This window comes from Pseudomonas sp. Pse1, from assembly GCF_024519635.1.
Taxonomy (GTDB): Bacteria; Pseudomonadota; Gammaproteobacteria; order Pseudomonadales; family Pseudomonadaceae; genus Aquipseudomonas.
This window is the reverse complement of sequence record NZ_JALJRO010000001.1, coordinates 277,694-303,911: the sequence shown is the minus strand read 5'-3', so window position 1 is coordinate 303,911 and position 26,218 is coordinate 277,694. Positions and strand designations below refer to the sequence as shown.

14 protein-coding genes are annotated in these 26,218 nt (G+C 63.2%); 3 read left to right on the top strand and 11 right to left on the bottom strand.

What is annotated here, in order from left to right:
- Positions 1-3: 3 nt before the first annotated feature.
- The 9 genes from NR126_RS01330 to NR126_RS01290 form a co-directional block, all read right to left on the bottom strand.
- On the bottom strand, positions 4-2,100 hold the full coding sequence (locus NR126_RS01330) for an HlyD family efflux transporter periplasmic adaptor subunit (RefSeq protein WP_105754180.1): 2,097 nt from the start codon (positions 2,098-2,100) through the stop codon (positions 4-6).
- The gene (locus tag NR126_RS01325) at positions 2,100-3,443 is read right to left on the bottom strand and encodes an efflux RND transporter periplasmic adaptor subunit (RefSeq protein ID WP_027620962.1); all 1,344 of its coding nucleotides are present in this window, start codon (positions 3,441-3,443) and stop codon (positions 2,100-2,102) included. Before NR126_RS01325 ends, NR126_RS01330 begins: the two co-directional genes overlap by 1 nt.
- Positions 3,440-4,228, bottom strand: coding sequence for an efflux RND transporter periplasmic adaptor subunit (locus NR126_RS01320; protein WP_256829510.1), 789 nt, complete (start codon positions 4,226-4,228; stop codon positions 3,440-3,442). Before NR126_RS01320 ends, NR126_RS01325 begins: the two co-directional genes overlap by 4 nt.
- Positions 4,209-5,744, bottom strand: a complete 1,536-nt coding sequence (locus NR126_RS01315) for a TolC family protein (RefSeq protein WP_027620964.1) — start codon at positions 5,742-5,744, stop codon at positions 4,209-4,211. Before NR126_RS01315 ends, NR126_RS01320 begins: the two co-directional genes overlap by 20 nt.
- 43 nt (positions 5,745-5,787) lie before the next feature.
- Complete coding sequence (locus NR126_RS01310) at positions 5,788-17,091, bottom strand: VCBS domain-containing protein (protein WP_256829509.1); 11,304 nt, start codon at positions 17,089-17,091, stop codon at positions 5,788-5,790.
- Between the two features lie 239 nt (positions 17,092-17,330).
- Positions 17,331-18,608, bottom strand: a complete 1,278-nt coding sequence (locus tag NR126_RS01305) for an OprD family porin (RefSeq protein WP_256829508.1) — start codon at positions 18,606-18,608, stop codon at positions 17,331-17,333.
- 35 nt (positions 18,609-18,643) lie between these two features.
- Positions 18,644-19,978 carry an MFS transporter gene (locus tag NR126_RS01300; protein WP_105754183.1) on the bottom strand — a complete coding sequence of 445 codons (1,335 nt, stop codon included), beginning with the start codon at positions 19,976-19,978 and terminating at the stop codon, positions 18,644-18,646.
- 223 nt (positions 19,979-20,201) lie between these two features.
- Entirely contained in the window at positions 20,202-21,269 is a 1,068-nt protein-coding gene (locus tag NR126_RS01295) for an aromatic ring-hydroxylating dioxygenase subunit alpha (protein ID WP_256829507.1), read from the bottom strand.
- A gap of 37 nt (positions 21,270-21,306) precedes the next feature.
- Entirely contained in the window at positions 21,307-22,260 is a 954-nt protein-coding gene (locus NR126_RS01290; protein ID WP_256829506.1) for a PDR/VanB family oxidoreductase, read from the bottom strand.
- 242 nt (positions 22,261-22,502) lie between these two features.
- Here NR126_RS01290 and NR126_RS01285 point away from each other — a divergent pair, with 242 nt between their 5' ends.
- Together NR126_RS01285 and NR126_RS01280 are read left to right on the top strand one after the other, a co-directional pair.
- Entirely contained in the window at positions 22,503-22,976 is a 474-nt protein-coding gene (locus NR126_RS01285; RefSeq protein ID WP_027618844.1) for a MarR family winged helix-turn-helix transcriptional regulator, read from the top strand.
- 32 nt (positions 22,977-23,008) lie between these two features.
- The gene (locus NR126_RS01280; protein WP_256829505.1) at positions 23,009-23,308 is read left to right on the top strand and encodes a chorismate mutase; all 300 of its coding nucleotides are present in this window, start codon (positions 23,009-23,011) and stop codon (positions 23,306-23,308) included.
- Positions 23,309-23,320: 12 nt separating this feature from the next.
- On the opposite strand, the gene NR126_RS01275 is transcribed toward NR126_RS01280, so the two are convergent.
- The gene (locus NR126_RS01275) at positions 23,321-23,782 is read right to left on the bottom strand and encodes a MaoC/PaaZ C-terminal domain-containing protein (RefSeq protein ID WP_027618846.1); all 462 of its coding nucleotides are present in this window, start codon (positions 23,780-23,782) and stop codon (positions 23,321-23,323) included.
- Between the two features lie 264 nt (positions 23,783-24,046).
- On the opposite strand from NR126_RS01275, the gene NR126_RS01270 reads away from it, so the two are divergent.
- Entirely contained in the window at positions 24,047-24,724 is a 678-nt protein-coding gene (locus NR126_RS01270; RefSeq protein ID WP_256829504.1) for a type 1 glutamine amidotransferase domain-containing protein, read from the top strand.
- 133 nt (positions 24,725-24,857) lie between these two features.
- Here the strand turns inward: NR126_RS01270 and NR126_RS01265 are convergent, their stop codons facing one another.
- The gene (locus tag NR126_RS01265; RefSeq protein WP_256829503.1) at positions 24,858-26,132 is read right to left on the bottom strand and encodes a carbohydrate porin; all 1,275 of its coding nucleotides are present in this window, start codon (positions 26,130-26,132) and stop codon (positions 24,858-24,860) included.
- Positions 26,133-26,218 lie beyond the last annotated feature (86 nt).

Genomic DNA, 26,218 nt, shown 5'->3' with positions numbered 1-26,218 from the left:
TGTTCAGAAGCCGCTCTCGCGCATGAACACCGCCGCCAGGTGAGTGGCACCGTCGGCCAGCAGGCTGCGCCGTTCGCCTTCGATCTTCAGATGCCCCCGAGTTTCGCGCAGGCTCGGCAAGGGCTCATCCAGTTGAACCAACACCTGGAACAGCGCGCTGCCCGGCACCAGCGCGTGCTCGGCGTCGGTGGTCACCACCGGGCCACCGAAACGCGACGACAGCATGCGATGGGACAGTTGCCCGGCGCGGGTGCTGCCGATCTGCAGGACGTGACCGCGCAGCGGACTGGCCTGGCCGTCCGGGTAGAAGCGCACCGGGTCACCGACCGCCATACGATGGACCTGGTCTTGCGCGACATAGGCATCGACCTGCCAGCTGCGCGGGTCGATCAGGATCCCCAGCGGCTCCTGGCGACCGATCCACTGGCCGGGTTTCCAGTCTGGATTGACGTCCATCCAGATTCCGGCAAACGGCGTTTGCAGGTTCAGCCGAGCCATCTCCGAACGAGCGGCGCGAGCCTCTTCGAATTGCACGTTGAGGCGCTGGCGGGTCACCGCATCCTCGGCCAGACCACCGGGATCGGCCAACAACCCCGATAACCGCGCCGCATAGCTGCGGGCATTGGCTTCGCTGCTGCGCAGGCGCGAGGCGATGTCCGGCTCGTCGAGTATCACCAGATTCTCCCCGGCCTGGACCGGGCCGCCCGTGCGGATCGACTGCAACCGGGCCGGGTAGGGTGCATAGACCCGCAGTTGCTGCTCAGCGCGGGCGACGCCCACCCCATCGATCTGGCTATGCCAGGGAATCGCCAAAACCCCGAGCAGCAGTATCAGCGCTGCGTAGAACAGCAGCTTGCGTTTACCCGGCACGGCGGCGCGTTGTTGCCACCAGTGCTTCAACTCGCGCAGCACCGGCATGGCGATAAACCAGGACAGTTCGACCATGAACAGGATGATCCCCAGCAGTTTGAAAAAGAACAGGTACACCGCCAGGGCGATCCCGAGGAACAGCACCAGCCGGTATAGCCAGGTGACGATGGCAAAAGCCACCAGCAGCCGGCGTTGTCGTGGCGGGAAGGCCTCCGGCCAGGCTTCCTGCAAGCCCAACAGATTGCGCCGCAGAGTGACCCGAGCCAGCGCCGACGAGCGTTCATGCAGGTTGGGAAAATCCAGCAGGTCGGAGAGGATGAAGTAACCGTCGAAGCGCATGAACGGACTGGCATTCAGCGCCAGCGACAGCAGCCAACTGGTGGTCGCCAGATACAGCAGGGCATTGCGCAGCGCGCCAGGATCACAGAGTGCCCAGCCCAGTGTGGAGAGTCCGGCCAGCGACAGCTCGGTGATGATCCCCGCCGAAGCAATCGCCAGGCGTTGGCGTGAGCGGCTGAGCTTCCAGCTTTCGCCGGTGTCGGTGTAGAGCATTGGCCACAGCACCACGAAGGCAATGCCCATGTGCCCGACACGCAATCCCAGTCGGGTCGCCACCAACGCATGCCCCAGTTCATGAAGGGTCTTGGCGACGATCAGCGCCAAGGCAAAACTCAACAGGCCCTCGGTGGAAAATGACTCGACCACGGCATGGGTGAACACGTCCCACTGCTGCAGCACGAGGATGATCCCCAGCAGGCTCAGGCCGAGCACCAATAGCCCGGTCAGCGGGTGAAACAACCAGCCCAGGGCGCGAGCCAAGTGCTGCAACGGCTGTTGCGGACGCAGCAGCGGAATGCGGAAAAACAGGTAATGGTGCAGCCACCAGCGCCAGCTCAACCAACTGCCTTCTTCGCCTTTGGCTTGCAATTTCGCCAGGGCGGCAGGACCGGCCCGCAGCAACTGGTGCTGCTCGAGAAATTGGCGGAAGTCGAGGACCTGTTCAACGTCCGGCTTGAGCGCGGTGCCTTCGCCGATCTGCTGGCTAATCTGCCGGGGCGATTGACCCCAGCGCAGCAGGCATTCGAACTCCAGCCAACCGATGCGGTAGAAGCGATTGATCACCGTGTCCTGGATCACCCAGGCCGGTTCGCCATTGCTGCCATGGGCGGCTTCGCTCAGGCGCAGGTCCTCGCGCAACGGTGGCACCGGCAGATCGGCGGGATCGAGCATCACCAACCGCTCCAGGCGCGCAGCGTCGCCAGTGGCCGACGCAGCAGGTAATAGCCGAGCATCACCCGGCCGCCATACAGCTTGGCGGTGCCGTGCAAGCCGAGACGCGCGTGTTCCGGCGTGCCGTCGATGCTTGCCAGCAAACGGTAGGCGACCACGCCCTCATCGCTGGGCCGGGCCTGGTAGCTGGTCTCAAGGATTGTGCCCTTGAGCGGGCTCAATGGATACGCGGTGAGAAACAGCGTGACCTCGGCCCCGGGTTCGAGGGCGATGGCATCGGCCACCGCCAACTGGATTTGCATCGCCGGCTGGCTCGGGTCAGCCACCTGCATGATGCGCTCGCCGGTGACCACCGGCTTGCCCAGCCAGTCGTTGGGGTCGCTGAATACGGCGACCCCGGCACGCGGCGCCACGACCTGGGTGCGCTTGAGCTGCGCCTGCACCGCCGCCAGTTCGGCCCGGCGTTGCTGGACACGGCCCTGGAGCAGGGTCAGTTCGCTTTTGCTTTGCGGGTTGTCAAAGGCGCGCTGGCTGGCGGCGAGCAGTTCGGCGTCGGCCACCGCGACTTCCTTGCCGAGCACTTCGGCGCGGCTGCGCAAAGTGGTTTCGTCGAGGGAGAACAGCGGCGTGCCGAGTTCCACCGGCTGGTTGGGGCGGACTTTGATCTGTTCGATGACGCCGTCGATGGGCGAGCTGATGATCTGCGCCTGACGGGAGACGATTTCGGTCGGCGCCAAGGCGGTTTGCCGCACAGGCAGAAACAGCAGCGCGCCAAACAGCAGCAGGGTCACGAGCGCCTGTCGGCGACTGGGGCGCCAGCGACTCAGGCGGCGTTGACGAGTCAGCGCCGCCCAGCAGTAACCCCAGGTCCCCACCAGGCCCTTGAGGTGCTGCCACAACACGGGCGGCGGTTCGCGGTCGAGCAACAACAGCAACAGCCCCAGGCGCTGACCCTGCTGATTGGCAATCGGAATGCACCACAGGCCGGTCGGCCACCACTCACTCCAGCCGTCGCTGATGTCCGCCGGCGGGGCCTTGCTGTCCTGGGTCAACCACAGTGGCTCCTCCATCACTTGAGCAGCAACCCAGCGGCTGGCCCGGCGCAGCCAGACCAGGTAGGGCGAGTCCTCGCTGGGCCGCGACAGCCCGGAAACGTTAAGCAGTTCCAGCGACCTGTCACGCTCGGCGAACACCAGCGCCTGATGGAATTTGAGCAACGGGTACAGGTCATTGGCCATGCTGAACGCCAGCGCATTCAGGGTATCAGCGGCCAGCGCCTTGTCCCGCAGGGCATCAAGCTCGAGCAGCAGGTGAGGGTGGGGCAACGACTCGTTCATGGTCATGGCTGGGAACTGTCGTGCTGGGCCGTTTCCTCGGTGAAGCGCGCGGTGCCGCTCATGCCGGCCATCAGTTCCGGGTATTTGTTGTCGAGGCGCGCTTCCAGCTCGACGGTTTGCGCCACCGCATCGACCCGCGAGTTGATCGCGCTGATTGTGGCCGTATAGCTCTTGCCGGTCTCATGGATGTTGACCTGTAACGGCAGGCCGGGCTTGAGGGTTTTCAGCAGGGTCGACGGCACATTCAAGCGCACCTTCAGTGCGCCGTCGCTGACCAGGTCGAACAGCGGCGTACCCGCGGTGACGGTCTGGAAGGGTTTGACGTAGACCTTGGCGATGCGCCCGGAAAACGGCGCCAGCACCTGGCAGTAACCGCTCTGGGCCTGGCCCATCGCGCGGGCGCCGTCGGCCTTTTGCACTTCGGTGTTGGCCATCGACACTTCAATGTCGCCCACAGCATTGAGCTTGCGCAGTTGCTTCTTGGCTTCCAGATTCTGCCGGGCCATGGTCAGCTCGGCGGCGGCGACCTTGCTGCGGGCGTCGGCTTCGCTGCAGTTGAAACGGGCCAGTAATTCGGCCTTCTTGACCTGCTCGCCAAACCCGGCCGGCAACTCCGCCAAGGTGCCGCTCATCTGGCTGGACAGGGTGGTTTCCAGTTCGGCGGCCAGCAACACGCGAATGGCGCTGGCGCTGGCGCTTTCCGGCGCGGGTGTGTCGTCGGCATGCACCGACAACAGTGGACAGACCAACAACAGAGCCCCGGCGAGGGACTCAAGGGCGGTTTTGCGCATTCGACGTTCCTTGCTGGGTGATGAGCAGGCGTTGCTGCTCCTGTTCATTCAATGTGCGCTGGATTTCCCGGGACAGGGTCTTTATGTCGTGCTTGTCGATTTCGCTCGGCAGCACGTCCAGGCCAATCGAGTTATACAGCCGGCCCCAGGCCGCCTGGGCACTGGAGAACGCCGCCTCGCGCTGGTAACGCGAAAGCAGGTAACGGCCTTCGGAACGAATCACCTCCAGTTCCGAACCCAGGGCGCCAGTTTTCGCCGCCTGGGCGTAGTCGAGCAGGCTGCGGTCGACCCGCAGGCTTTCCTCGGTGAACTCGACCTCCTGACGCGCCAACTGATAACGCAGGGTGCCGACCCGCACCTGAGTCAGGATCGCCATCGACAGCGCGACACGCCGGGTATCGTCGGTCTCGCTCTGGGACTGTTGCGCGGCGTTGAGGGACGGCAATTGCAGCAGGCGCAGCAGGTTCATCGACACCTGCACGCCGGTGTTCATCCAGTCGCTGTTGTACAGGTACTTGTTGGAATCATAGCGATAACCGAAGTCCACGCTGACGTTGGGCCAGAGTTGCGCCTTGGCAATGTCCAGGTCTTTCTGGTTGACCCGTTTGCGGTACCACTCTTCCATGATTTCCGGACGGTGCTCCAACGACAGCTGTTCGAGCTGAGCCATGCTCTGCCGGACCTCCGGCAGGCGCGGATCCGTGGTGTCGGCGAGGACCATCTTCGAGCCCGGCGGCAGCGACATCAGGGCTGCCAGTTCGGCCTGGGCGAATTCCAGATCCTGGCGACGCACGGTCAGCAGGTAGATCGAATCAAGCAGGGCCCGCTGGTAGGCGAGAATTTCCTGCTGCGGCAACAGGCCCCGTTGCTCGGCCTCGCGGGCTGAGGTCAGTGCGGTGTGGGTGCGCATCAGCAGCTTGTCGACTTCCGGCATCAGCCGTTGCGCGCCCAGGGCCCGCCAGTAAGCATTGCGCACGTCCTGCAAGACGTTCTGCGCGACTTTGCGCCGGCGCTCTTCGGCCATCAGGATCTGGTCGGATTTCTGCTGGGTACGGTAGTAGGCCACGCCGAAGTCCAGCAGGCTCCAGCTCAGGCCCAGTCCATAGAGCTGGCGATAACGCTCTTCGGAGGTCGAGGGCCGCAAGCTGACTTGGCGGTCTTCGATGCCGATCGAGGTACCGCCGGAGTCATTGTTGCGCCCGGCGTAACCGGCCGAGGCCACCAGTCGCGGGAGCATTTCGTGGCTGGAGACGTCGCGCAAGTCCGAGGCCAGGGCGCTTTCCATCAGTTTCAAGCGGTAGTCGAGGTTGTATTTCAGGGCCCGGGCGGCCGCATCGTAGAAGGTCAGGGGCGCGGTCACCGGTTCCTGGGCGGAATACATGCGCGACTGGTCGGCAAGAATGCGTTGACGGTTTTCCTCCTCGGTACTCGGCTTGGGCTCCAGTGAAGAACAGGCACTGAGCAGCAGGGTCGAGACGAGGGCGCTACTGAGAATCCGATGGGCTTTTTTCTGCATGTGCATTCCTTTGTGTGCTTGGAAAATGGTGGGCCAGTTCACGTCAGTTGCCCTTATTGGTCGGGTGCAGGCGCTGGCCGGCGTTGCGCAGTTGCGCGCTGAAGCCGCGTCCCTGCTGCTGTTCGTGGCGGGCCTCGACCTGCGCCGAGCCACGCAGCATGTCCGGTGCACCATTGGCAAACAGCGACGGGTCGCCGAGCAAGCCGTCGGCGGTCAGATCGGTGCGGCCCTGGCGACCGAGGATCCACAGCAGGTCGAGCTCGCTTTCGATGCGGCTTTCGCGTACCGCTGCGGCGACGAACTGACCGGGCACCACGCCCAGGCCATCGCCCAGCGAGTCGCTGCGCAGTTCGCCGGTCAAGACCAGCGCCATGTTGCTGCCGCCGGTATCCCAGGAGGAGAGTTCATTGAGCCGGGCATTTCGCTCGACCACCGGGGTGATGAACACCGCCGGCTGCGGGTCGGGGGGCAGCAGGTTGCGGTTCTGGTTGTTCGGGTCCCGGGCGAAGACATTGATGGCCGGTGCCGGTATGAAGGGTGTGGCGATGTCCAGGGTGATCTGCAGTTCAGCCTGGTCGCTGGCACCGCTGAGGTCATTGACGGTGTAGGTGAACACGTCCTGCAGGACCTGGCCGAGACCGGCAGCGGCAAGAACCTGCGGGTTGCTCTGGTCGATGGTGTAGGTGTAGCTGCCATCGGCATTGAGCACCAGGGTGCCGTAGAGCCCTGCAATCGGCTGGCCGATCACCCCGGCAGTGCCGCTGCCAGACTCGGCGCCGCTGCGCACCGCAACCACGTGCAGGCGGTCGTTGCCGTCGACGTCGCCATCGTTGGGCAGTACGTTGCCGGTGGCTTGCGGCGCGGGCGTCTGGTCGCTGGCGGTGTTGCTGTCGTTCTGCGCTACCGGGGCATCGTTGGCACCCTGGATGACCACCGTCAGCCGTGCATCGGCGGTAGCCCCGGCCGTGTCGCGCATGCGGTAGGTGAAGGTTTCGCTGAGGGTTTCGCCGGCGGTGCGCAATGCCTGCACGGTGGGATTGCTGTTGTCGATCAGGTAGCTGTAGCTGCCATCGGCATTCAGGGTCAATTGGCCGTAACGGCCGATCAGCACCTGGCCGGCCGCGGCGGACTGGCCGGTTTCGCTGCTGACCTGCAGCACCTGCTTGCTCTCGCCATTGGCCACGCTATCGACATCGCTGTCGTTGCTCAGCACATTGCCGATACCGTTGCTGCCGGGGGTGCCGTTGGCCACGCCGCCGGCTTCGACGGCGATGGTGCCGTCGTCCACGGCGACCGGGGTGTCGTTGCGGCCGTCGACAGTGATCTGCAACTGTGCCTGGCTGGTGGCACCAAAGATGTCGACCACCGTGTAGCTGAACACTTCGCTGAGGGTCTGGCCGCTTTGGCGCAAGGCTTGTACGACCGCGAGGCTGTTATCAACGGTATAGGTGTAGCTGCCGTCGGCATTGATCAGCAGGTCGCCATATTGCCCGCGCAGTGGCGTGCCCAGGCTGCCGACGGTGCCGATGTCGGTAATGGGACCGGTATGGATGCCGATCAAGTGCAGGGCGTCGTTCTCGTTATCGCGGTCGTTGTCCAGTACGTTGCCGCTCGGGTCGATACCGGGCTGGCTGTTGTCGATTCCACCGGCCTCGATCGCGGTGGCGGCATCGTCGGCGGGAATCGGCGCGGTGTTGCGGCCACGGATGATGATATGGATTTCGGCCAGATCGTTCTGCCCACCACGGTCGGTCACCTGGTAGGTGAAGTGTTCGTCGAGGAACTGCAGCGGCCCCAACGCCAGTACCGTTGGATTGAGGGAGTCGAGGTCATAGGTGTAGTTGCCGTCGGCACCGATGATCAATTGCCCGTAGAGCCCATTGACCAGAGTGCCATTGCTGTTGTCTGTGCCTGAATTTACGCCTGCCAGGCTGCCGCCCGCCGTTTCAGTGCCGAAACGAATGCCGGTGACCAGCAAGCTGTCACCCTGGTCGACATCGGTGTCATTGGGCAAGACATTGCGCGTCGGGTTGACCCCGTTGCCGGAACCGTCATCGGCCACCGCCAGGGCGAGGTCGTTGTTCGCCACCGGGGCATCCCAGGCGCCGTCGATGCGGATGCTCAGCTGCGCGTCGTCGGTGGCGCCGGCGGTGTCACGCATGCGGTAGGTAAAGGTTTCTACCAGGGTGTCACCGACTTTCAGCGCCTGCACGGCGTCGAGGTTGTTGTTGACGACATAGCTGTAGGTGCCATTGGCGTTGATCGTCAGGGTGCCGTACAGGCCTGTGAGGCTGTGGCTGATGCCGACTGTGTCAAACGCACCGCCGGCGGCTTCCGTGCCGGTGCGGATGCCGTTGACCAGCTTGAGGTCGCCGGCATCGACGTCGGTGTCGTTGCTCAGCACATTGCCGGAAGGATCGAGCCCCGGCGTGCCATTGAAGGTGCCGCCGGCCTCAATGGCGACGATGCTGTCGTCGACGGCCACCGGGTTGTCGTTGGCCCCTCGAATGGTGATGGTCAGGGTCGCGGTGCTGGTAGCGCCGGCGAGGTCGCGGATGCGGTAGGTGAAGGTTTCCGTCAGGGTCTGGGCGTTGGTGCGCAGGGCCTGCACTTGCGGGTTGGTGTTATCGACCACGTAGCTGTAATTGCCGTCGCCCCCCAGGGTCAGGGTGCCGAAAGCCCCAGCGAAAGCACTGCCGATCACGCCTACTGACGCGCCCTGGTTGAGCCCGACCACTGTCAGGGCTTCGCCGTTGCCGTCGACGTCGTTGTCGTTGGCCAACACGTTGCCGCTAGGGTTGACGCCGGGAGTGGCGTTGGCCAGACCACCGGCCTCGATGGCAGTGTTGCTGTCGTTCTGCGCAATCGGCGTGTCGTTGCTTCCCTGAATGCTGATGTTAAGGGTGGCGACATCGGTGGCGCCGCTGGCGTCGATCACCGTGTAGTTGAAGGCATCGGCCAGGCTGTCGCCGGCGCGCAGTGCCTGAACTTCAGCCATGGCGTTGTCGAGGCGATAGCTGTAGCTGCCGTCAGCATTCAAGGTCAGCCAGCCATAGGTGCCGCGCAGTTCACTGCCCAGGGTGCCGGTGGTGCCGGCGCTGTTTTCGATGCCGGTGCGCACCGAATCAACGGCGCGGGTTTCGCCATAGTCATGGGCGGGCAGGTCGCTCGGCACTTCGCCGCCGTCGACGTCGGTGTCGTTGGTCAGCACATTGCCGACCGGGTCGACCCCAGGTTGGTTGTTGTTCAAACCGCCGGCTTCGATGGCCGTCGCACTGTCGTCGGTGGCGACCGGGTTGTCGTTCTGGCCGCGAATCAGCACGAAGATATTGGCAGAATCGGTTTCCGGGGTTGGCCCGACTTCATCGCTGATGGTGAAGATAAAACGTTCCAGCAGCAGATCGCCGCCGGTGCGCAAGGCTTCTACATCGGCATTGCCGTTATCGACTTCGTAGGTGTAGCTGCCGTCGGGGAAGATGGTCAGTCGGCCATACAGGCCCGTGACGGTGGTACCGCCGGCGAGGACGGCGACGGGTGGCCCGCCGTCAACCTGGATGAACGTCACGGCCAGCGGGTCGCCGTCCGGGTCGGTGGAGTTCACCGTGGCGTCGCCGGACGGATTGACCCCCGGCGTGCCGTTGGCCACGCCACCTGCTTCGGTAGCAATAGCGATCACGTTCTGCGCCACGGGAGGATCGTTGACCCCATGCACGGTGATCACCAGTTGTGCGGTGTCAGTCAGGCCGTTGGTGTCGGTGATCCGGTAGGTAAAGAACTCGGTCAGGGTTTGCCCGGCCGAGAGTGCCCGGACATCGGCATTGGTGCTGTCGACGTCGTAGATGAATGAGCCATCGGCGCCGAGGGTGAGGGTGCCGTACAAGCCGCCAACCGCCGTGCCATTGGCCGAAGTGGTGCCGGTGGCGACGTCATTGAGGATGTCGGTCAGCGGGTCGTAGCTGGCTTCGCTTTTATTGATCACGCCGTTGACCAGCAACTGGCTGCTGGGGCGGTCGGCGGCATCAACATCGGTGTCGATGCCATTGCCGCCCGTCTGGTCGATGGGGCCTGGCCGACTGGGGAACAGGATGACGTTGCCGGTCGGATTGACCTCGGAATTGATGCTGTTGGTGGGTTCGGCTTGCGCCAGGGCCGCGTCGTCGCTGGCCACCGGGTTGTCGTTGGCACCCTGGACAACGATCCGCAGTTGCGCGACATCATCCAGGCCGCCGGTGTCGGTCAGCCGATAGCTGAAGAACTCGACCAACTGTTGACCGGAACTCAGGCGCTGCACGGTGAGGTTGTCGTTGTCGACGACGTAGCTGTAGCTGCCGTCGGGGTTGATGGTCAGGCTGCCGTACAGGCCGACCACCGTGGTCGCGCCGGTCACCGGGGTGAAGGTGCCGGTGCCAGCCTCGGCAACCGGGCGCACGCCGGTCACGGTACGGGTTTCACCATTGGCCACGCTGTCGACGTCGGAATCGTTGTCCAGCACGTTACCCGTGGCGTCGCTGCCCGGCGTGCTATTGGACACCCCGCCGGCCTCGATGGCTACGCCGTCGTCGTCGACGCCTTGCGGGGTGTCGTTGGCGCCCTGCAGGGTCACGGTCAAGATGGCGCCGGACTGCGCATTGGCCAGGTCGGCGACCACGTAGCTGAAACTCTCGACCAGGGTCTGGCCTGCCAGACGCAGGGCCTGCACTGCTGGATTGTTGTTATCGACCACGTATTCATAGGCACCGTTGCTGCCGATCAGCAAGCGCCCGTATTGCCCGGTGATGACCACCACGCCCGAGGTTGGCACGGCGGTACCGCCGACCGAGACCAGATGCAGGCGGTCGGCGTTGGTGGCGATGTCGACGTCAATGTCGTTGCTCAACACGTTGCCACGGGGGTCGATGCCGACCGTGCCGTTGTCAGTGCCGCCGGCCTCAAGGGCTGTCGCAACGTCATTGACCGCAATCGGCGTGTCGTTGACCGGGGCGAGGATGATCTGCAGGGCGTCGGTGTCGCTTAGCGCATCGCCTGCGCCGCCCGGAATGCCGTCGCCATCGGCGTCGCCAAAGTTGCCTTGATCGTTAGTGACCACGGTCAGGGTGTCGGTGCCGTTGAAGTCCTGGTTGCCCAGGTAGCGCAGGCTGGCCAGGGCGAGGTTGAGATTGGCCTGGGTGCCGCTGAGGGTCAGGATGGCGCTGTTGGCTCCGCTGACGCTGACGCCCGGCACCGTCGCGCCGAGGAACAGCGTGCCGTTGGTCACGCTCAGGGTGACGCTGAGGTTGCGGTCGTTGATGTTCGGATCACGGTCGGCGTCGATGTCGGCGACGCTGATGCCGGTGATGTCCAGTACCACGTCTTCCTGACCGTTCTGGGTGCCGGGGAGGGTGTTGACCGGCGCGTCGTTCTGTTCGACATACCCGGCATTGGCCGCCTGGCTGTCGGCATCGCCGAGGGTCAGGGTGACCTGGCCGAGGCTGCCGGCATCGCTGTCGACCCGCACCCGCAGGTCGCCCAGCGGTTGCGGGTAGTTGATCAGGCCGGCCGGCACGTCGATGCGGAACACCCCCAGGGGCAGCACGCCGAAATGGTACTGGCCGTTGGCGTCGGTCAGGGTGCTGAAGGTCAGGTTGTCGCCGGTGGTGTCGAGCAAGCCGTCGGCACCGGCCCAGGTCAGGGTCACGGTCTGTCCAGCCAAACCGGCGCCATCGGGCGTGGCGCTGGCGGTCGGCGAGGCGGTGTCGTTCCACAGGGTGCCGCTGATGATCCCGAGGCCGGCGTTGTCGCGCAGGATGTACTGGTTCGGCCCGACGCTGCTGCCGTCACGCTCGCCGTCCACCGTACCGTCGACGCCGACGCTGTTGCCGCCCCAACTGGTGAAGTCTTCCGGCAGGCTGCTCCAGGTCAGGGTCGCATTGCTGCTGGCGACGATGGCCGAGTTGGGCACCGTCACTTGGTAGCATACTTGCACCTGGGCGCCGACATCCAGTTGGTCGAAATTGACACTGATCCCGCCGGTGGTGCTGAACGTCACGCCGGTCGGCAGGTTACCCGGGCCAAAGCTGACGCCGTTGATGCTGACACTGAGCAGGGTGTAGTTGCTGCCGCCGGCGAAGCTGTCGACGATCTGCGCATCGAACGCCGCGAGGCCACCGTTCTGGGTGAAGCTCAATTGCACCGTGGCGTTGCCGGTGGTGCCGGTGGGGTTGGGATCGAAGGCGACGATGCTCTTGTCCAGGCCGCTGAAGCTTGGCTCGACCAGGGTTTCAAACACCGTATCGCTGTTGGCACGCCCGACGCCGTTGACGAGCTCCCGCGCGGACACACCGAGTTGAGCGCCGCTGACATTGCTCGCGATATTGCTCACGCGCACGTTGAATTCGATGGAAATGCCTTCCAGGTCGTCGTCGGCGCCATTGCCGTTGACCACGTTGCCCAGGTCAAAGGTCACGGTCTGGCTGCCATCGGGGTTGGTCACGATGTTCAGGCGGCTGGGGTCGAAGATGCCGGTGGGCGCCAGGCCTGAGAGGTCCGGGGTGATCGGCAGCGCTTCCGGGCTGTTCTCGTTGCCGTCGACATCGAGGATACCGCCGACGATCAGGTTGGCATCGCTGGTCAGCCCGCCGCCGGAAATAAAGGCAATGCGCAAGGCGTTGACCAGCGCATCCGGGGCAATGAATTCGAGGCCGTTGGCCAGGGTGATCTGGATCTGGTAGTTGGGGTTGTTGCCCTCGGGCACCAGCACCACCACCCGGTAGCGGATGACTTCGCCGACCGTCACCTGCTCGACCAGGCCATTGGTCGGGTTGGTCGCAGCGGTGTCCGGCAGCCCGCCGACCCGCGACACCTCGATTGCCTGGGCCACCGGAATGACCAGGGTCGAGGCATTGCGATAATCGTTGAGCGTGCCGTCGTTTATCAAACCATCGACGCCGCTGCGCTCGCCGGCCACTGTGCCATCGAGACTGGTCCATTGCACCGCCGCGACGTTGGCAAAATTGGACTGTGACGCTGCGCTAGCGTTGACCACGCCGGTGATGCTGAGGACGATGCTGCCGCCCTTGGCGATGTCGATATTGGCGCCGTTTACCGTGCGCAACTGTCCGCCGACCAGCTCGAAATCGACGCCGCCGTTGTTGGTTGCGCCGTTCTGGTACAGAACCCCGGTCAATGTCAGGCCGTCGAGCTGGCTGGGCAAGTTGTCGAGGAAACTGATGTCGAAGGCGCTGAAATCGTTGCCGGTGTTGCCATTGCTGATGGTGATGGTGAAGCTGACGGTATCGCCCTGGTCATAACCGCCCAGGCCGGCGGTCGAGGTCAGCACCTGAGTCACCTGCAAGGTCGGTTCGCGCACGGTCACCGTCGGCAGCCCTCCGCTCAGGGCCACGTTGCGATCCACCGGCACAGTGCCGTTGGGCGTGTCGCTGTCAGGGTCGCTGAAGGTCAGCTGCGCATTGTTCTGCAGGGAGACGTTGGCCTGGTTGGGCAGGACGTTGTCGGCCACCAGTTGCAGGCGAATCACGAAGGTGTTGTTGCCGGTCTGGTTGTCGGCCGCCACGCTGGACACACTGAAGGTCCAGCGCGCATCCACGCCATCGCCACCCAGCGCGCCGCCCACACCGGCAAAGCCACTGACTACCACGCTGCCGGCGAAGTCCGCGCCGAGGGCGCCGCTGCCGGCGCGGGTGGTGATGATCTGGTAACCGAGGCCATTGTTGAACGTGGTGTCCAGGCGCATGCCCGGTGGGATCAGGTCGTCGATGCGCAGGGTCTGGGTGCTGCCTTCGGGCAGGGTGACGACGATGTCATAGCGCATGCTTTCGCCGATCACCAGGTCACTGCCGCTGGTATGGCTGGCGCTGGAGTCACCGTTGTCGAGGCTGCCATCGGCAAACACCTTGCTGATGACCGGCGCGGCGATTTGCTGGTTGGCCAGGTCGCTCAAGTCGACCGGGGTAAAGTCGGTGCCACCGTTGACGCTGGCGTAATTGCTCAGGGTCGCCGTCGATTGCAGGGAGCGACTGGCTTCGATGGTATTGCTGACCAGCACGTCATAACTGATCACCACCAGGTTGGCGCCGCTGCTGTCGGCGTCGGTGCCGCTGCGCCCGGCGAGCAGAGATGCCTGGCCGCCGGCGTCGAGGAAGGTGATCTGGTTGCCGGTCACGCTGTAATCCGTGCCGAGCACCAGCACGCTACCATCGCCCCGGTAGATCTGCAGGTTGGCAGCGGCCAGGCTCCCGCCAACGAAACTCAGGCCGCTGGGCAGGGTAATGCTGGTGGTGACATCAAAGGCGCCGCCACCGCCGGTGTTTTCGATGGCGGTCACCAGGCGCAGGCTGTCGCCACCGTCGATATTGACGATGTTGCCGTCCACGGCGGCGAGGTCGGTGATGTTGCCGTTGAACGGCACGCCGCCGCTGCCTGGCGGATTCCAGCTGCCGGTGGTGTTGCTCACCGTGCCGTTGGAGCCGGACACCACGCCGTGCTTGATATTCAGCACCGGCTCAGCCACCGAGACAATCGCCACCACGTCCGAGGAAATCAGCGTGCGGTCGGTGAGGGTGGTTTGCTGGCTGGATTGCGCCAGGACGTCGAGGGAACGCTGATCGGCGAAGGGCTGGTCACCGACCCTAACGGTAAAGCGAACGACGATGCGACTGCCGGTGGTGTCGGCGGTGACAAAGCTGCCGAAGTCGAACACCAGCGAGTTACCGACGCCACTGCTGACGCTAAGCACGGCCCCGGCATTGGTATTGCCGGGGCCGATCTGCCATTGCCCGACATCGCTGCCGGTGGTCCAGGTCACGCCGTTGACATCGAACAACGGCAGCGGCAGATAGGCGGTGAGCTGGAACTGTTCGTAGTCGCCGGTGACCAGGTCGTAGCTGAGTTCAAAGGTCACTTCATCGCCGGGCCGCAGTTCGCCGTTGCCCGGCGGGGTGCCGTTGTTGACCTCCACCAGGCTGATGTCGACGGTGCTGGTGGGAATGGTGCTGGTGGTGGCGGAGTCGTCGGTTTCGCTTTCGCCGGTGAGGTTGAACGGGTCGAGCAATAGCGTGCCGTCGACCACCGCGCTGTTACCCAGGTCATCGCCTTCGTTGATCTCCGAATGCGGGTCACCCGATGGCGGCTTATAGGTCTGGCCGACAATCGCCGAATAGCTGAGCACCGCCAGCACTGCACCTTCCAGGGTGTCGTCGAAGGCCAGGTCACCGTTGAGCCAGCCACGAATATTGAAAAAGGCATTGCGCAGCGACTGGCCAATATCGAACGCCATGGAGGTACTGCCGTCGGCGTTGATCACGGTGCTGGTGACCAGGGCGATCGACTGCGCCACGCCATTGATGGTCACCGTGAGGGTCGGCGTTCCGGTCAGGGTCTGGCCGTCACTGAGTTGGTCACGCACGATCAACTGGCCTTCGTTGAAGAAGTCCTTGCCGAAGGCGAAGTAGTCGGAAATCGCCAGGTTCAGGCTGTACTGCAGGGTGTCGCCTGGGGTGATACCGGCATGGCCGACATCGACTTGGATGGTGGCGGTCTTGAGCAAGGTGATGGATTTAGCGATGAACTGCACCGGATCGCCGCTGCCACTGAAATCGATGGTGGTGTTCGGCGCGGTGACGTCCCGTGGGTCCAGCGGCACCCATTGGCCGGAGGCGGTCGGGGCGGGCAGGGTGATGGTCACGGCATCGCCGGACACCGGATTGATGATGGGTTGGCCGTCGGCATCGACTTCCGGCACGTAGAACGCGACAACGGTATCGGTCTGCGCCGCGAGGTTGTCGTATTGCACGGTGAAGGCATCGATGAACACATCGTTGGCGGCGATCAGCAGGGCGATTTCCGCAGGAGTGCTGACCACGGTGCCGTCGTGCAGGGTAATCGAGGTCAGGCGCCCGCCGGGGCCCGGGGTGATGGCGGTGACCTGGATGTTGTCCGGCAGCGGTTGTGTGACGATCACATTGGTCAGGGTCTGGCCCGGTGCGGGGGTGACTGTGACGGTCAAGGTGCGGCCATAGTTGGGGCCGGTGGCGGTTTCACCTTCAGGGGTGTTCAGCGTCTGATCGAAGGTGATCACCGTCGGATGGACGACGAAGGCCGCAGTTGCCGCTTCAATCAGGCTGGGGTCGTTGAGCGGGTTGTCCAGCGCGTCGTTGCCGAACTCGAAGCCGCCGCTGGCGCGGAGGGTCAGGTCCGGGCTGCCATCGGAGAAACTGGTGTCGGCCAGATTGCTCAAACTGGCGGTGATCTGCACCGGGATCACCGGTTGCAGGTTGCTGACACTGGCGAACGGCAGTTCGATGACCACCAGGGTGTCGCCGGCGCGCATGCCATAGGCCGCGGCGTTGATCACGATGAAGTTGCCGCTGGCGTCCTTGGCCAGGGGGTGGGTGGCGTTGCCGGCGGCATCGAAGGTCATCGAATGGGTGATCAGGTTTTGCCCCAGGTAGCTGGCGGAGATAAAGCTCACGCCATCATCGCCATCCCTGCCGGTGGCCGGCAGCGCCAGGTTGATAAAAGATGCAAAACCGACTTGGGTCGAGGTGTTGCTGAAGTTCACGGTGAAAGTGAAGGTGTCGCCGAGCAACACGTCGCTGCCGCTGGTATCCAGGGTTGCACTGGGCGCGGCATCGGCCAGCAGACCGTCGAAGTTGGCCATGGCGAGGCCGCTCAGGGCGATGCTTTTGTCGATATCGCCGACCCGGGTTTCCAGGGTCCAGTCACCACCTGCGGCGGCGCTGCCGGTGTCATTGCTGGAGGCGGCGACGTCGGCGCCGGTCCAGCGCGCGAGTTCGGTCACCAGGGTCTTGCCAGCGGCGCCGGCGCCTACGTCACAGCCATAAAGCTGGATGTCGGCACCCTGGTTGAGGTTGTTGCGCCATTGCTCGAGGGTGTGTCCCAGTTGGCCAATATAGTCCGCAGTGACCGTACGATTGCCCAGGGTGAATTGCCCGGCGGCGCCATGGGACATGACCTGGATCGAGTCGACCTTGCCCAATTGCGCCAACGCCGCGGAAATCGCCGCCAGGCCATCTTCACCGCTATTCACCACAATGGCGGTGACGTTGCCCGGCAGTTGCGCCAACAGTTGATCGCGGTTTTCGATGCGGCTGTCGAGCACCAGCAAGCTGCGGGCAGCTGACGGCGCTTGCTCCGTGGCGGCACGAGCTTCGGTCGCCGTGGCTTGGGGAATATGGGCGTCGGTCGGGGCCTGTGCGCTGGGGTCAGTGTGGGTTTGTTCAGTCGCCGCCGAGGCCGCCGCACCGTCGAACAGAATTCGCGGTTCCAGGGCCAGTGCCTGGCGCTGTGGACGCAAATGGGCGGCGAAAACTGGACGCTCTGACTTTTGCATCGTGTGGCCCTCAAACTGCGCGGTAAACCATTCCATTGATAGACAAGCCCGCTATCGGATAGAAGGAGCGTAGGAGTTTTCCGACGGTTTACAACGTGGCTGCGAACTCATCGCAGTGAGGGTGACGACCTCAAACAGTTGGCGGGATGTGCGTCTGAAAGAAGTAGCGGCGACAAGGTGTTGATTGCCTTGTCGCCGGGTCTAGGTTCAGCGTGCGCCAGACGCAGGCAGAACCTGGGTCACCAGATTTTAAAGGTGTAGTCGATGTTCACCCGCGTTTCGTTGTCACTCCTGAAGGTTGACGCGGGCCCTTGCTGGTTTCGGTAGAACGCTTCTCTGAGCCGAAAGCCCAGGCCTTTCGCCGGGCCGGACTGGATCACATAGGCCAGTTCGAGATCTTTCGATGACTCGGTGAGATCATTGCCGCCCAGCGCGGGCAACTTGATGTTGTCTCCGTGCAGGTAGCGCAGCATGCCCGTCAGGCCGGGAACTCCAACGGCGGCGAAGTCGTAGTCGTACTTGACCACCCACGTTCGCTCCTTGGGGTTGACGAAGTCGGCGCTCATGGTGCCGTCGCTCAGCACCACAGGCTCGCCGCCGGCGATGTAGGGAAAAGCGCTGTCGCCAGACTGCTGCATGTAGCCGAGCCCCAGGCTGTGACCGCTCCAGAGATAGCTGAACATGCCACCGATATTCAGGTTATCGACCTTGCCGGCCCTGGCCTGACCATCGTCTCGACTGTTGAACAGGCGAATATCCGATTTCAACTTGCCCGCTCCCAGTGGCAGTGAATGCAGCACGCCAAAGAAATCCTGGGTATAGATGTCCCGCAACTGCGCATGGATAAGCCGCAGGGTCAGGTTGTCGGTCCAGCGGTAGTCACCGCCATAGAAGTCGAACCGTTCAGAGCTCGCTCCCGCTCTGAAACGACCATTGGGCGAGGCCAGGGCAATCGGCTGGTAGTCCGTGGAGTCGCGCAGATTGACCCTATCCATGCGCCCGGCATGAACGGTCAGTTTGTCTACGTCATCGGAGATCAGGTAGGCCCCACGAAACGATTGCGGCAGTAGCCGGGCGGGGCTGGCGTTGATCACCGGCAAGGCAGGAAACTGGGTGCCGACGGACAACCGGGTCCTGGAGATCTTGCTTTTCAGTGCCAGTCCCAGCTCCGAGTATTCGTCCCGTGCCTCGCGGGTAACCGGGTTGTACGCCAGCAATTGGGTACCGGTGCGATCAGGCGACGAATCGAGCTTGAACCCGGCCAAGCCCGTGACATCGACACCAAACCCTAGCGTGCCCTCGGTGAAACCGGAATTGGCCTTGAAGATAAAACCCTGGGCCCATTCACGTGCAGCGGAGTAGGGGCTTTGTCCCTTGTAGTCGCGATCCAGGTAAAAGTTGCGGGTGGTCAGCGTCGCACTGCTGTCGTTGACGAAATCGGCCAACGCACTTTGCGCCAGCAACGCCGCAAGCAGCCCCAGGCCCGTCGACCTGAAGTTGAAAGAGTTGATGCACATGAAATATCACCTTCTTGTTGTTAGGGGTGATCCGCTCAGGCGGCAGGCTTGAGTGCAGCCCGTACCGTTAAATGACTGCTCATCAGCCACACCGCGACGGCCGCGACCACAAATGCGCAGGCAAACAGCAGGTAGAGATCGGCGGGCCGCCAACTGGCATCGATCAAGCGGCCAGCCACCAGCGGCGAGAGGATTGCCCCCATCCGGCCCATGCCGATGGCCCAGCCCAGCGCCGTGACGCGCTGCTCGGGCCCGTACAGGCTCGGTGTCAGCGCATACAGGCCGGCCACACAGCCATTCACCAGAATCCCGATCATCAGCACCAGCGCGAACGCCAGGTTGAGGTTGTCGGTGAAATGCACGAAAAGACCGAGAAACAGGGCGTTCAGGCACAGATAGCTGATCAGCACCCTTGGCAACCGATAGCGTGCCGCAAGCAGGCCGATCAGCGATGTGCCGACGATTCCGCCGACATTGAGCAGTACCCCGGCCGTGATGCCCTGCTGATTGGAAAGTCCCGCTGAAACCAGCAGCTTGGGGGTCCAGCTCATGACGAAATAGAAGCCGAACATGACCAGGAAGAATCCCGCCCAGACCAGCAGGGTGGAGCGCAGCAGTTCCCTGGAAAACAGCCCAGCAAAGGTCTCGCGCCAGGAAGCCTGGGTACTTGACTGAAGGGGCGGCATGGCGGTGATTAGCTGAATGCCAACTCGGCTCAATAGCCGATTGAGCCGCTGCAGGGCATTGCGAGGCTGACGCGCGATGAGAAAGGCGATGGACTCGGGAAGCAGCCAATACATGACGGGCAGCACCAACAAGGTGACGATGCCGCCATACAGAAACACCGCGCGCCAGCCCAGGTGCGGAATGATCTGCGCGGCGATGAGGCCGCCGATCGTTGCACCCAGGGCATAGGCGGTCGATTGCAGGCTGATCGCCAGGCTGCGCCATTTGCGGTTGGCATACTCCCCGGCAATCACGTAGCTGCTCGCCAGCACACCACCAATGCCCAGGCCCGTCAGGAAGCGCAATCCGCCAAGCATGCTCACGGACGATGCCTGCGACGACGCCAGCATCCCCAGCCCGGCGATGGAAATGCACAGCAGAATCACCGGCCGACGACCGAAGCGGTCAGCCCAGGGCGCGATAAACAGCGACCCCAGCGCCATGCCGATCAGGCCGGCACTCAACAGGTAACCCAACTCAATGCCGCCAAGCCCCCACTCGCTGGACACGGAGGCGGCGGTGAACGCCATCACCAGTACATCGAAGCCGTCGAGCATGTTGATCAGGAAACACAGGGCGATCACCACCCATTGGAAAGCCTCCATGGGCTTCTCTTCCAGTTGAACATTGATGGACCGACTCATGGGGTGGTCCTCCGGCTCTGCCTGGCCTGGGGTTTTGTGCAGGCGAACGGGTTCGTCCTGCTGATGAGGAGATTCGAAAGATTCATTGAGCACCTTTTTGTTTTTGTCGGGCGTGCAACGCAAGGCTCGGCAAGAATCACCGAGCGAAAACTGCAGACCGATCCCTCTACGTGGATCGGCGGCAGTGGGTCAGATCAGGCGGCAGCCAGTGATCGGTGGTCCATCAGGACTGTTGGCGAAGCTGTTCAATAATTCTCCGGGCTCGATTGGCGCCGACATCGACATGGATGTCGACCATGGGCCGGTCAGCGAACTCGAGCATGTTCTGGTACTGGGCTTCGATCACCCCTTTGTCTTCGTCGAAGGTCAGGACCGTCTGCTCGACCACTTTCGCGGCGATGGCTTCGCGGTTGTCCTTGGGGTTGGTGGCCATGGTCCAGAAGTAGTGGCTGGTGGTTTCGGTTTCCGGTGTCACACCGTGGAAACCGCGCATATGGAAGCCGCCTCGTTGCGGGTCATCCAGTGATTCGGTGCCGGCATCGGCGGCACCGGTCCAGATCCGCAGGTGGCTGACGTGGAACTCGATTTCCTGCCAGCGATCGACCTTGCCCTTGAACGGATAGGCCGCGGTGTAGGTGGGTGGCGGCTGCGAGCCGGGCATATGCCGGGTCACCTTGACGTGGGTGTCGTCGCTGTCGACACGCATCTGCGCATTCATGTGGATGCTGGCGTTGCCACCGATGGTGCGCAGGTGCACGTAGCCCAGGTGGCTGAGATCCAGCAGGTTGTCGTGGATCAGCTGATAGGGCGCATCGTAGTGATAGGCGCCGCCTTCGAAGAGGTAGTCATCGTTGCTGTGGAACTCGTAGGCCGGCGGCTCGCAGTTCGGCTGCGGCTGATCGGCGTTACCGAACCAGACCCAGATCAGTTGATCGCGCTCGCGCACCGGGTACGCCGGCACCTTGGCTTTCGACGGGATCTTCGCCTGGCCGGGCACTTCCAGGCATTGGCCGTCACCATTGAACAGCAGGCCGTGATAACCGCAACGCACGCCGCGTTCTTCCAGGGTGCCATGGGACAGCGGCAGGGCTCGATGGCAGCAGCGATCTTCCAGGGCTGCCGGCCGGCCATCGGCGGTGCGGAACAGCACCAGCGGCTTGCCCAGCAGGGTCCGGCCCAGCGGCTGGTCCTTGAGTTCCCAGGCGAATCCGGCGACGTACCATTGATTCAAGGGAAATTTCGGCAAAGCGGCAGGTGCTGCAATTTCATGGGCGAGTGTCGATGTACTCATGACGATCTCCAGTGATCAGGCTTGTTGTTATCGGTAGTCATAGGTCCAGCACCAGGCGTGGACTGCGCGAGCGCGAACAGCAGGGGGTGAAACTGTCGTTACGGGCGTGCTGCGCGGCACTCATCCACTGATCGCGGTGCTCGGGCTCGCCGGCCAGGACCTGGGTGATGCACGAGCCGCAGATGCCTTGTTCGCAGGAGCTTTCAATCTCCACGTCGTGCTCCAGCAGCACTTCAAGGGCGGTCTGGTGCGCGGGAACCTGCAGGACTTGGCCCGAGCGTGAGAGCTCGATCTCGAAGGGCTGATCACCTTCCAGCACCTGCGGCGGCGCGGCAAAGTCCTCGCGGTGGATCTGCTCATCGCTCCAGCCACAGGCCTTGGCCGTGCTCTGAATGTGCGCCATGAATCCTGAAGGCCCGCAGACGTAGAGCTGGTCGCCCGGGTTTGCCGTCGCGAGGATCCGTGCAGCATCCAGGCGCTGTTGCGCCGGACCATCGTCGACATGCACCTGGACGTGCCTGGCGAACGGCGCTTCGCCCAGCATCGCGGTGAACGCCAGGCGTTCGAAGGAGCGGCCGCAGTAGTGCAGTTCGAATTGCTTGCCTGCAGCGATCAGGGCATGGGCCATCGCCAGGATCGGGGTGATGCCGATGCCGCCGGCGAACAACAGGTAACGCTCGCCGCTGAGGTCCAGGTCGAACAGGTTGCGCGGGGCGCTGATGGCGAGTGTCGAACCCTGTGCAATGTCAGCGTGCATGCCCCGTGATCCGCCCCGGGAGGTCGGCTCGTTGAGCACTGCAATCAGGTAACGGCCGCGCTCATGGGGCGCGTTGCACAGCGAATACTGGCGGGTTAGGCCAGGCGCCACCTGCACATCGACGTGCGAGCCGGCGCTGAAGGCCGGCAGTTCTGCGCCATGGGCAGCGATCAGTTCAAAGCTGCAGACGCCGTCAGCTTCAGGGGTTTTACGAGAGACATAAACTTCAAGCATGAGTGTGACCCCACCGCAGTTGTGCAGTGTTTCAAAGGCTATGGAGGGTGTGCCGGGATTAGCGGGGCAGGGCAATCAGGACGGCGGAGGAGGGAGCAGGCAAGTCATGGCAGGGAACCTCGCAGTTCTTATTGTTGTACGGCGCGCTTATGATGCAGGCGCGCAATCGTGGTGTGATTGTCATCCTATGCCTTTTAGTTGCGGTGTCAACTAATTCAATCGAAGTCCAGGAACCGTTTGTCATGACCCCAGCCTCGCCCCTCAATCTGGATCGCTACGTTCCCGCGCTCCTGACCTTCCTCACCAACAAGATGTCGAGTGGCGCATCGGCCTGCTATCGCAAGCATTTCGGCATCGGCATCGTTGAATGGCGGGTGTTGTCGATGCTCGCGGTCGAAGACCGGATCAGCGCCAACCGGGTGGTGCAGGTGGTGGGCCTGGACAAGAGTGCGGTCAGCCGTTCGTTGCAGACGCTGGAGCGTGACGGCTATGTCTCGACTGTGGTCGATGCCAAGGATGCGCGGCGCTACACGGTGTCGCTGACGGATTCCGGGCGTGAGTTGCATGACCGGGTGCTGGTCATTGCCCTGAAGCGAGAAGAGTTGCTGCTGTCGGCCCTGAAGGAGGAGGAGGTCGACCTGCTGATCGGCTTCCTGCACCGGATGAGCGGGCAGTTGGATGCGGTGAATGCGATAGAGCCGGATGTTCAGGCGTAGGCAGTACAACAATGGAAAAGGGAGAACACGGAATGGACATTGAATGCACATCGATCGAGGACGTACGTCGGCACATCGATCAAATTGATCGTGAGGTGGTAGCGCTACTGGGCAGACGGGGCAAGTTCGTCACCCAGGCGGCAGCTTTCAAGAAAACCACCGAGGACGTGCGCGCACCGGCCCGGGTAGAACAAGTGATTCATAAGGTTCGCGCGCTGGCCGACGAAACCGGCGCCTCGCCTGCGGTGGTGGAGAAGGTCTACCGGGCGATGATCGCGGCCTTTATCGAGCAAGAGCTGCAGACCCATGCGCACTTGCACGCCGGGCGCTGAGAGCGCGGGTGATTAGCCCGGTCCGTCACGCAGGACCAGCACCGTCACTTCATACAGCAGCACGGTTTTGCCCTCGGCGGTGGCGACCTCGACCTTGAAGGTCACCCAACCGCGTCCGGGGTCGCGGGTGTGTGGCTCGGAGCGAACGACGTGGGTGGTGAGCTCGAGCCGGTCGCCCGCCACTACCGGGGCGACCATCCGCACACCATCGATCTTGCCCCCCGCCACCACATGGGTTTGCAGCAGCAAGGCGTCGCACATCAAGCGCTGCGAGATCGCAAAGGTCTGAATGCCGCTGGCGCAATGCACGCCCAGCGGACTGGCGCGGGCGAGGTCAGGGTCCATATGCATATCGAGGGGATCGTACTCGGCGGCGAAAGCGATGATCTGTTGGGTGGTGATGGGCGCCGATTGCCTGGCTGTCCAGGTTCTACCCAGCGTCAGGTCTTCCCAATACAGCGTTTTTTCTGCCACGTTGACTCCTGGGTGCATGTCCATTTTGGCGGGGCATGATAGCGGGGCATCGCCCGGTAGGGGGAATCGATAGTCTCGCAGCCCAGTGCCCCCGACAATGTCCGAAGGCTTCAGCCTGGCTGGATGATTTGGGCAGTCCGCCGTTCTCTGTAGGAGCGCGCCTACTCGCGAAAAAAATCGTGAGCGTTCAGCCACGGTGACTGTCTACCGGTTCGAGTGTCTCGACACCACCGTCGAGCAATAGCCAACCAAGAGGAACACCCCATGAAAGTGCTGATGGTTCTCACCTCCCACGACCAACTGGGTGACACCGGATTGAAAACCGGATTCTGGCTTGAAGAGTTCGCCGCGCCTTACTACGTGTTCAAGGATGCCGGTGCCGAAGTGGTGCTTGCGTCGCCGGCTGGCGGCCAGCCGCCCCTGGATCCGAAGAGTGAGTTACCTGATTTCCAAACCGAAATGACCCGTCGCTTCAACGCTGATGCTGCCGCCCAGCAGGCGTTGGCCACGACCGTCAAGCTCGATACGGTTAATGCGATGGACTTCGACACGGTGTTTTACCCAGGTGGGCATGGTCCTCTGTGGGATTTGGCCGAGTCGCAGACCTCCATCGACCTGATCGAGTCCTTCGAGCGCGCGGGCAAGCCCATCGGTTTCGTCTGCCACGCGCCGGGGGCGCTGCGCCACGTACGGGCGGCGGATGGCGAGCCGCTGATCAAGGGGCGCCGGGTCACCGGTTTCACCAATGGCGAGGAGGCCGCAGTGCAGTTGACCGATGTGGTGCCGTTTTTGATCGAAGACGAGTTCCAGCGACTGGGAGGGGTTTACGAGAAGAGCGCCGATTGGGCACCCTTCGTGGTTGAAGACGACAAACTGATCACCGGCCAGAATCCCGCCAGCTCCGAAGCGGTGGCCAAGGCATTGCTTGCCCAGTTGAAGTGATTTTTTTGGGAGGCCAAAAATCTGTGGGAGCGGGCTTGTCGGGTCGCCGCATCGCAGCGATAGGGCCGGCACATTCAACCTCCTTGCCGGCTGAGACAGCGCATTCGCCAGCAAGCTGGCTCCTACAGGGGGCTTACAGCGCCGCTTTCACCTGCAGTCCAAACACCAGTGCATTATCGATGTCCTGCCCGGAAAACGCCCCCGGCTCGATGATGTACTGCAGGTTCGGGCGAAGGGTCAGCCAGGAGGTAGCCTGGTAGCCATAGCCCAGTTCGATCAGTTGTTCGGCGCTGTCCAGGTCGGGGAACGCCGTGCCGTTAGCCAGCGCGGTGTCTTGCTGGACATCGCGGCTGCGTGGATTGGGCACGGCGCGGCCATAGCCCAAAGCGAGGGTATCCCGGGGGCGGCTGGCGAATGGTTGGTACAGCACCAGGCCGGTACCGTACCACTTGCTGAACGGCGAGGCCGCCTCGCTGGCTGCCGAGTACTGACCGAAAGCATGCAGGCTGCGGCCGCTGGATGCTGGCGAGCGCCACAGGGCTTGATCCACCAGCAGGTAATGGCCGCCACGGCCAGAGACCTCGCCATCACTGCCGATGCGTTTGGCCTCTGAGCTGTCGTAGTAGTAGCCGACTTTGTATTCGCCGGGCAATTCGCCGGTGCGCTTGTACACCAGTTCGATGGGGACCACGGTACCGGTGGTGTGCTTGGGCCCCAGGTGCCAGGCGCGGCTGGAGTTGCCGTTGCTTTCGGGGTCGACATTGAAGGCTGCGACACGCAACTGCCAGGCAGGCGACAGGTCGTATTTGACCCGCACGCCCAGGTGGGCATTGGGGTAGTTGGTCCAGCCGCTGCCACCGGACATGTTCAGCGGATGCCCGCAGAAACCGGCGTTCATGAAGTTGCAGAGGATGCCGCTGTCGAGGCCGCCGAGGTCGTTACCCATCGCCATGTAACCCAGTTTCACGTTAAGCGCCGGGGTCAACAGATTGCGTTCATAACTGAGTTCGGTCAGGCGAGTGTAGAGGCCACCGTAGTTCTCCTGGATCGGCAAGCGGTTGCCCACCAGGTCCTCGGAAGCGCTTTGGCCGCGGCGGTCGTTGATGGTCAACTGGACCTTGCCGGCGTTGTCCAGGCCATACAGTCTGTCCAGGTCGAACCTGGCGCCGAGCTTGATGTTCTGTGAATAGCGCGCCGAACGGTGCAGGCCGCCATCGGCGTTATAGGCGGTTTCGCCGCTGTAGTCGCCAGTCAATGTGAGGCCATCTTCCTCCATCTGGTGGCGCAGGCCGCCCCAGTCACCGCTCAGGGTGCTGCGTGAATCGTTGCCGGCAAAAGCGGGCAGGGCGGTGGTGCAGGTCAGGCCAATCAGCAGGCCTGTAGTCGAAAAGCGAACAGCGAAAAACATGAAAATCTTCCAGATCCAATCTTCAGCGATAGCGCAACGCAACGCGGCACCCGCAGGTGCCGCGCAGATTGCACAGAGGATGCCCG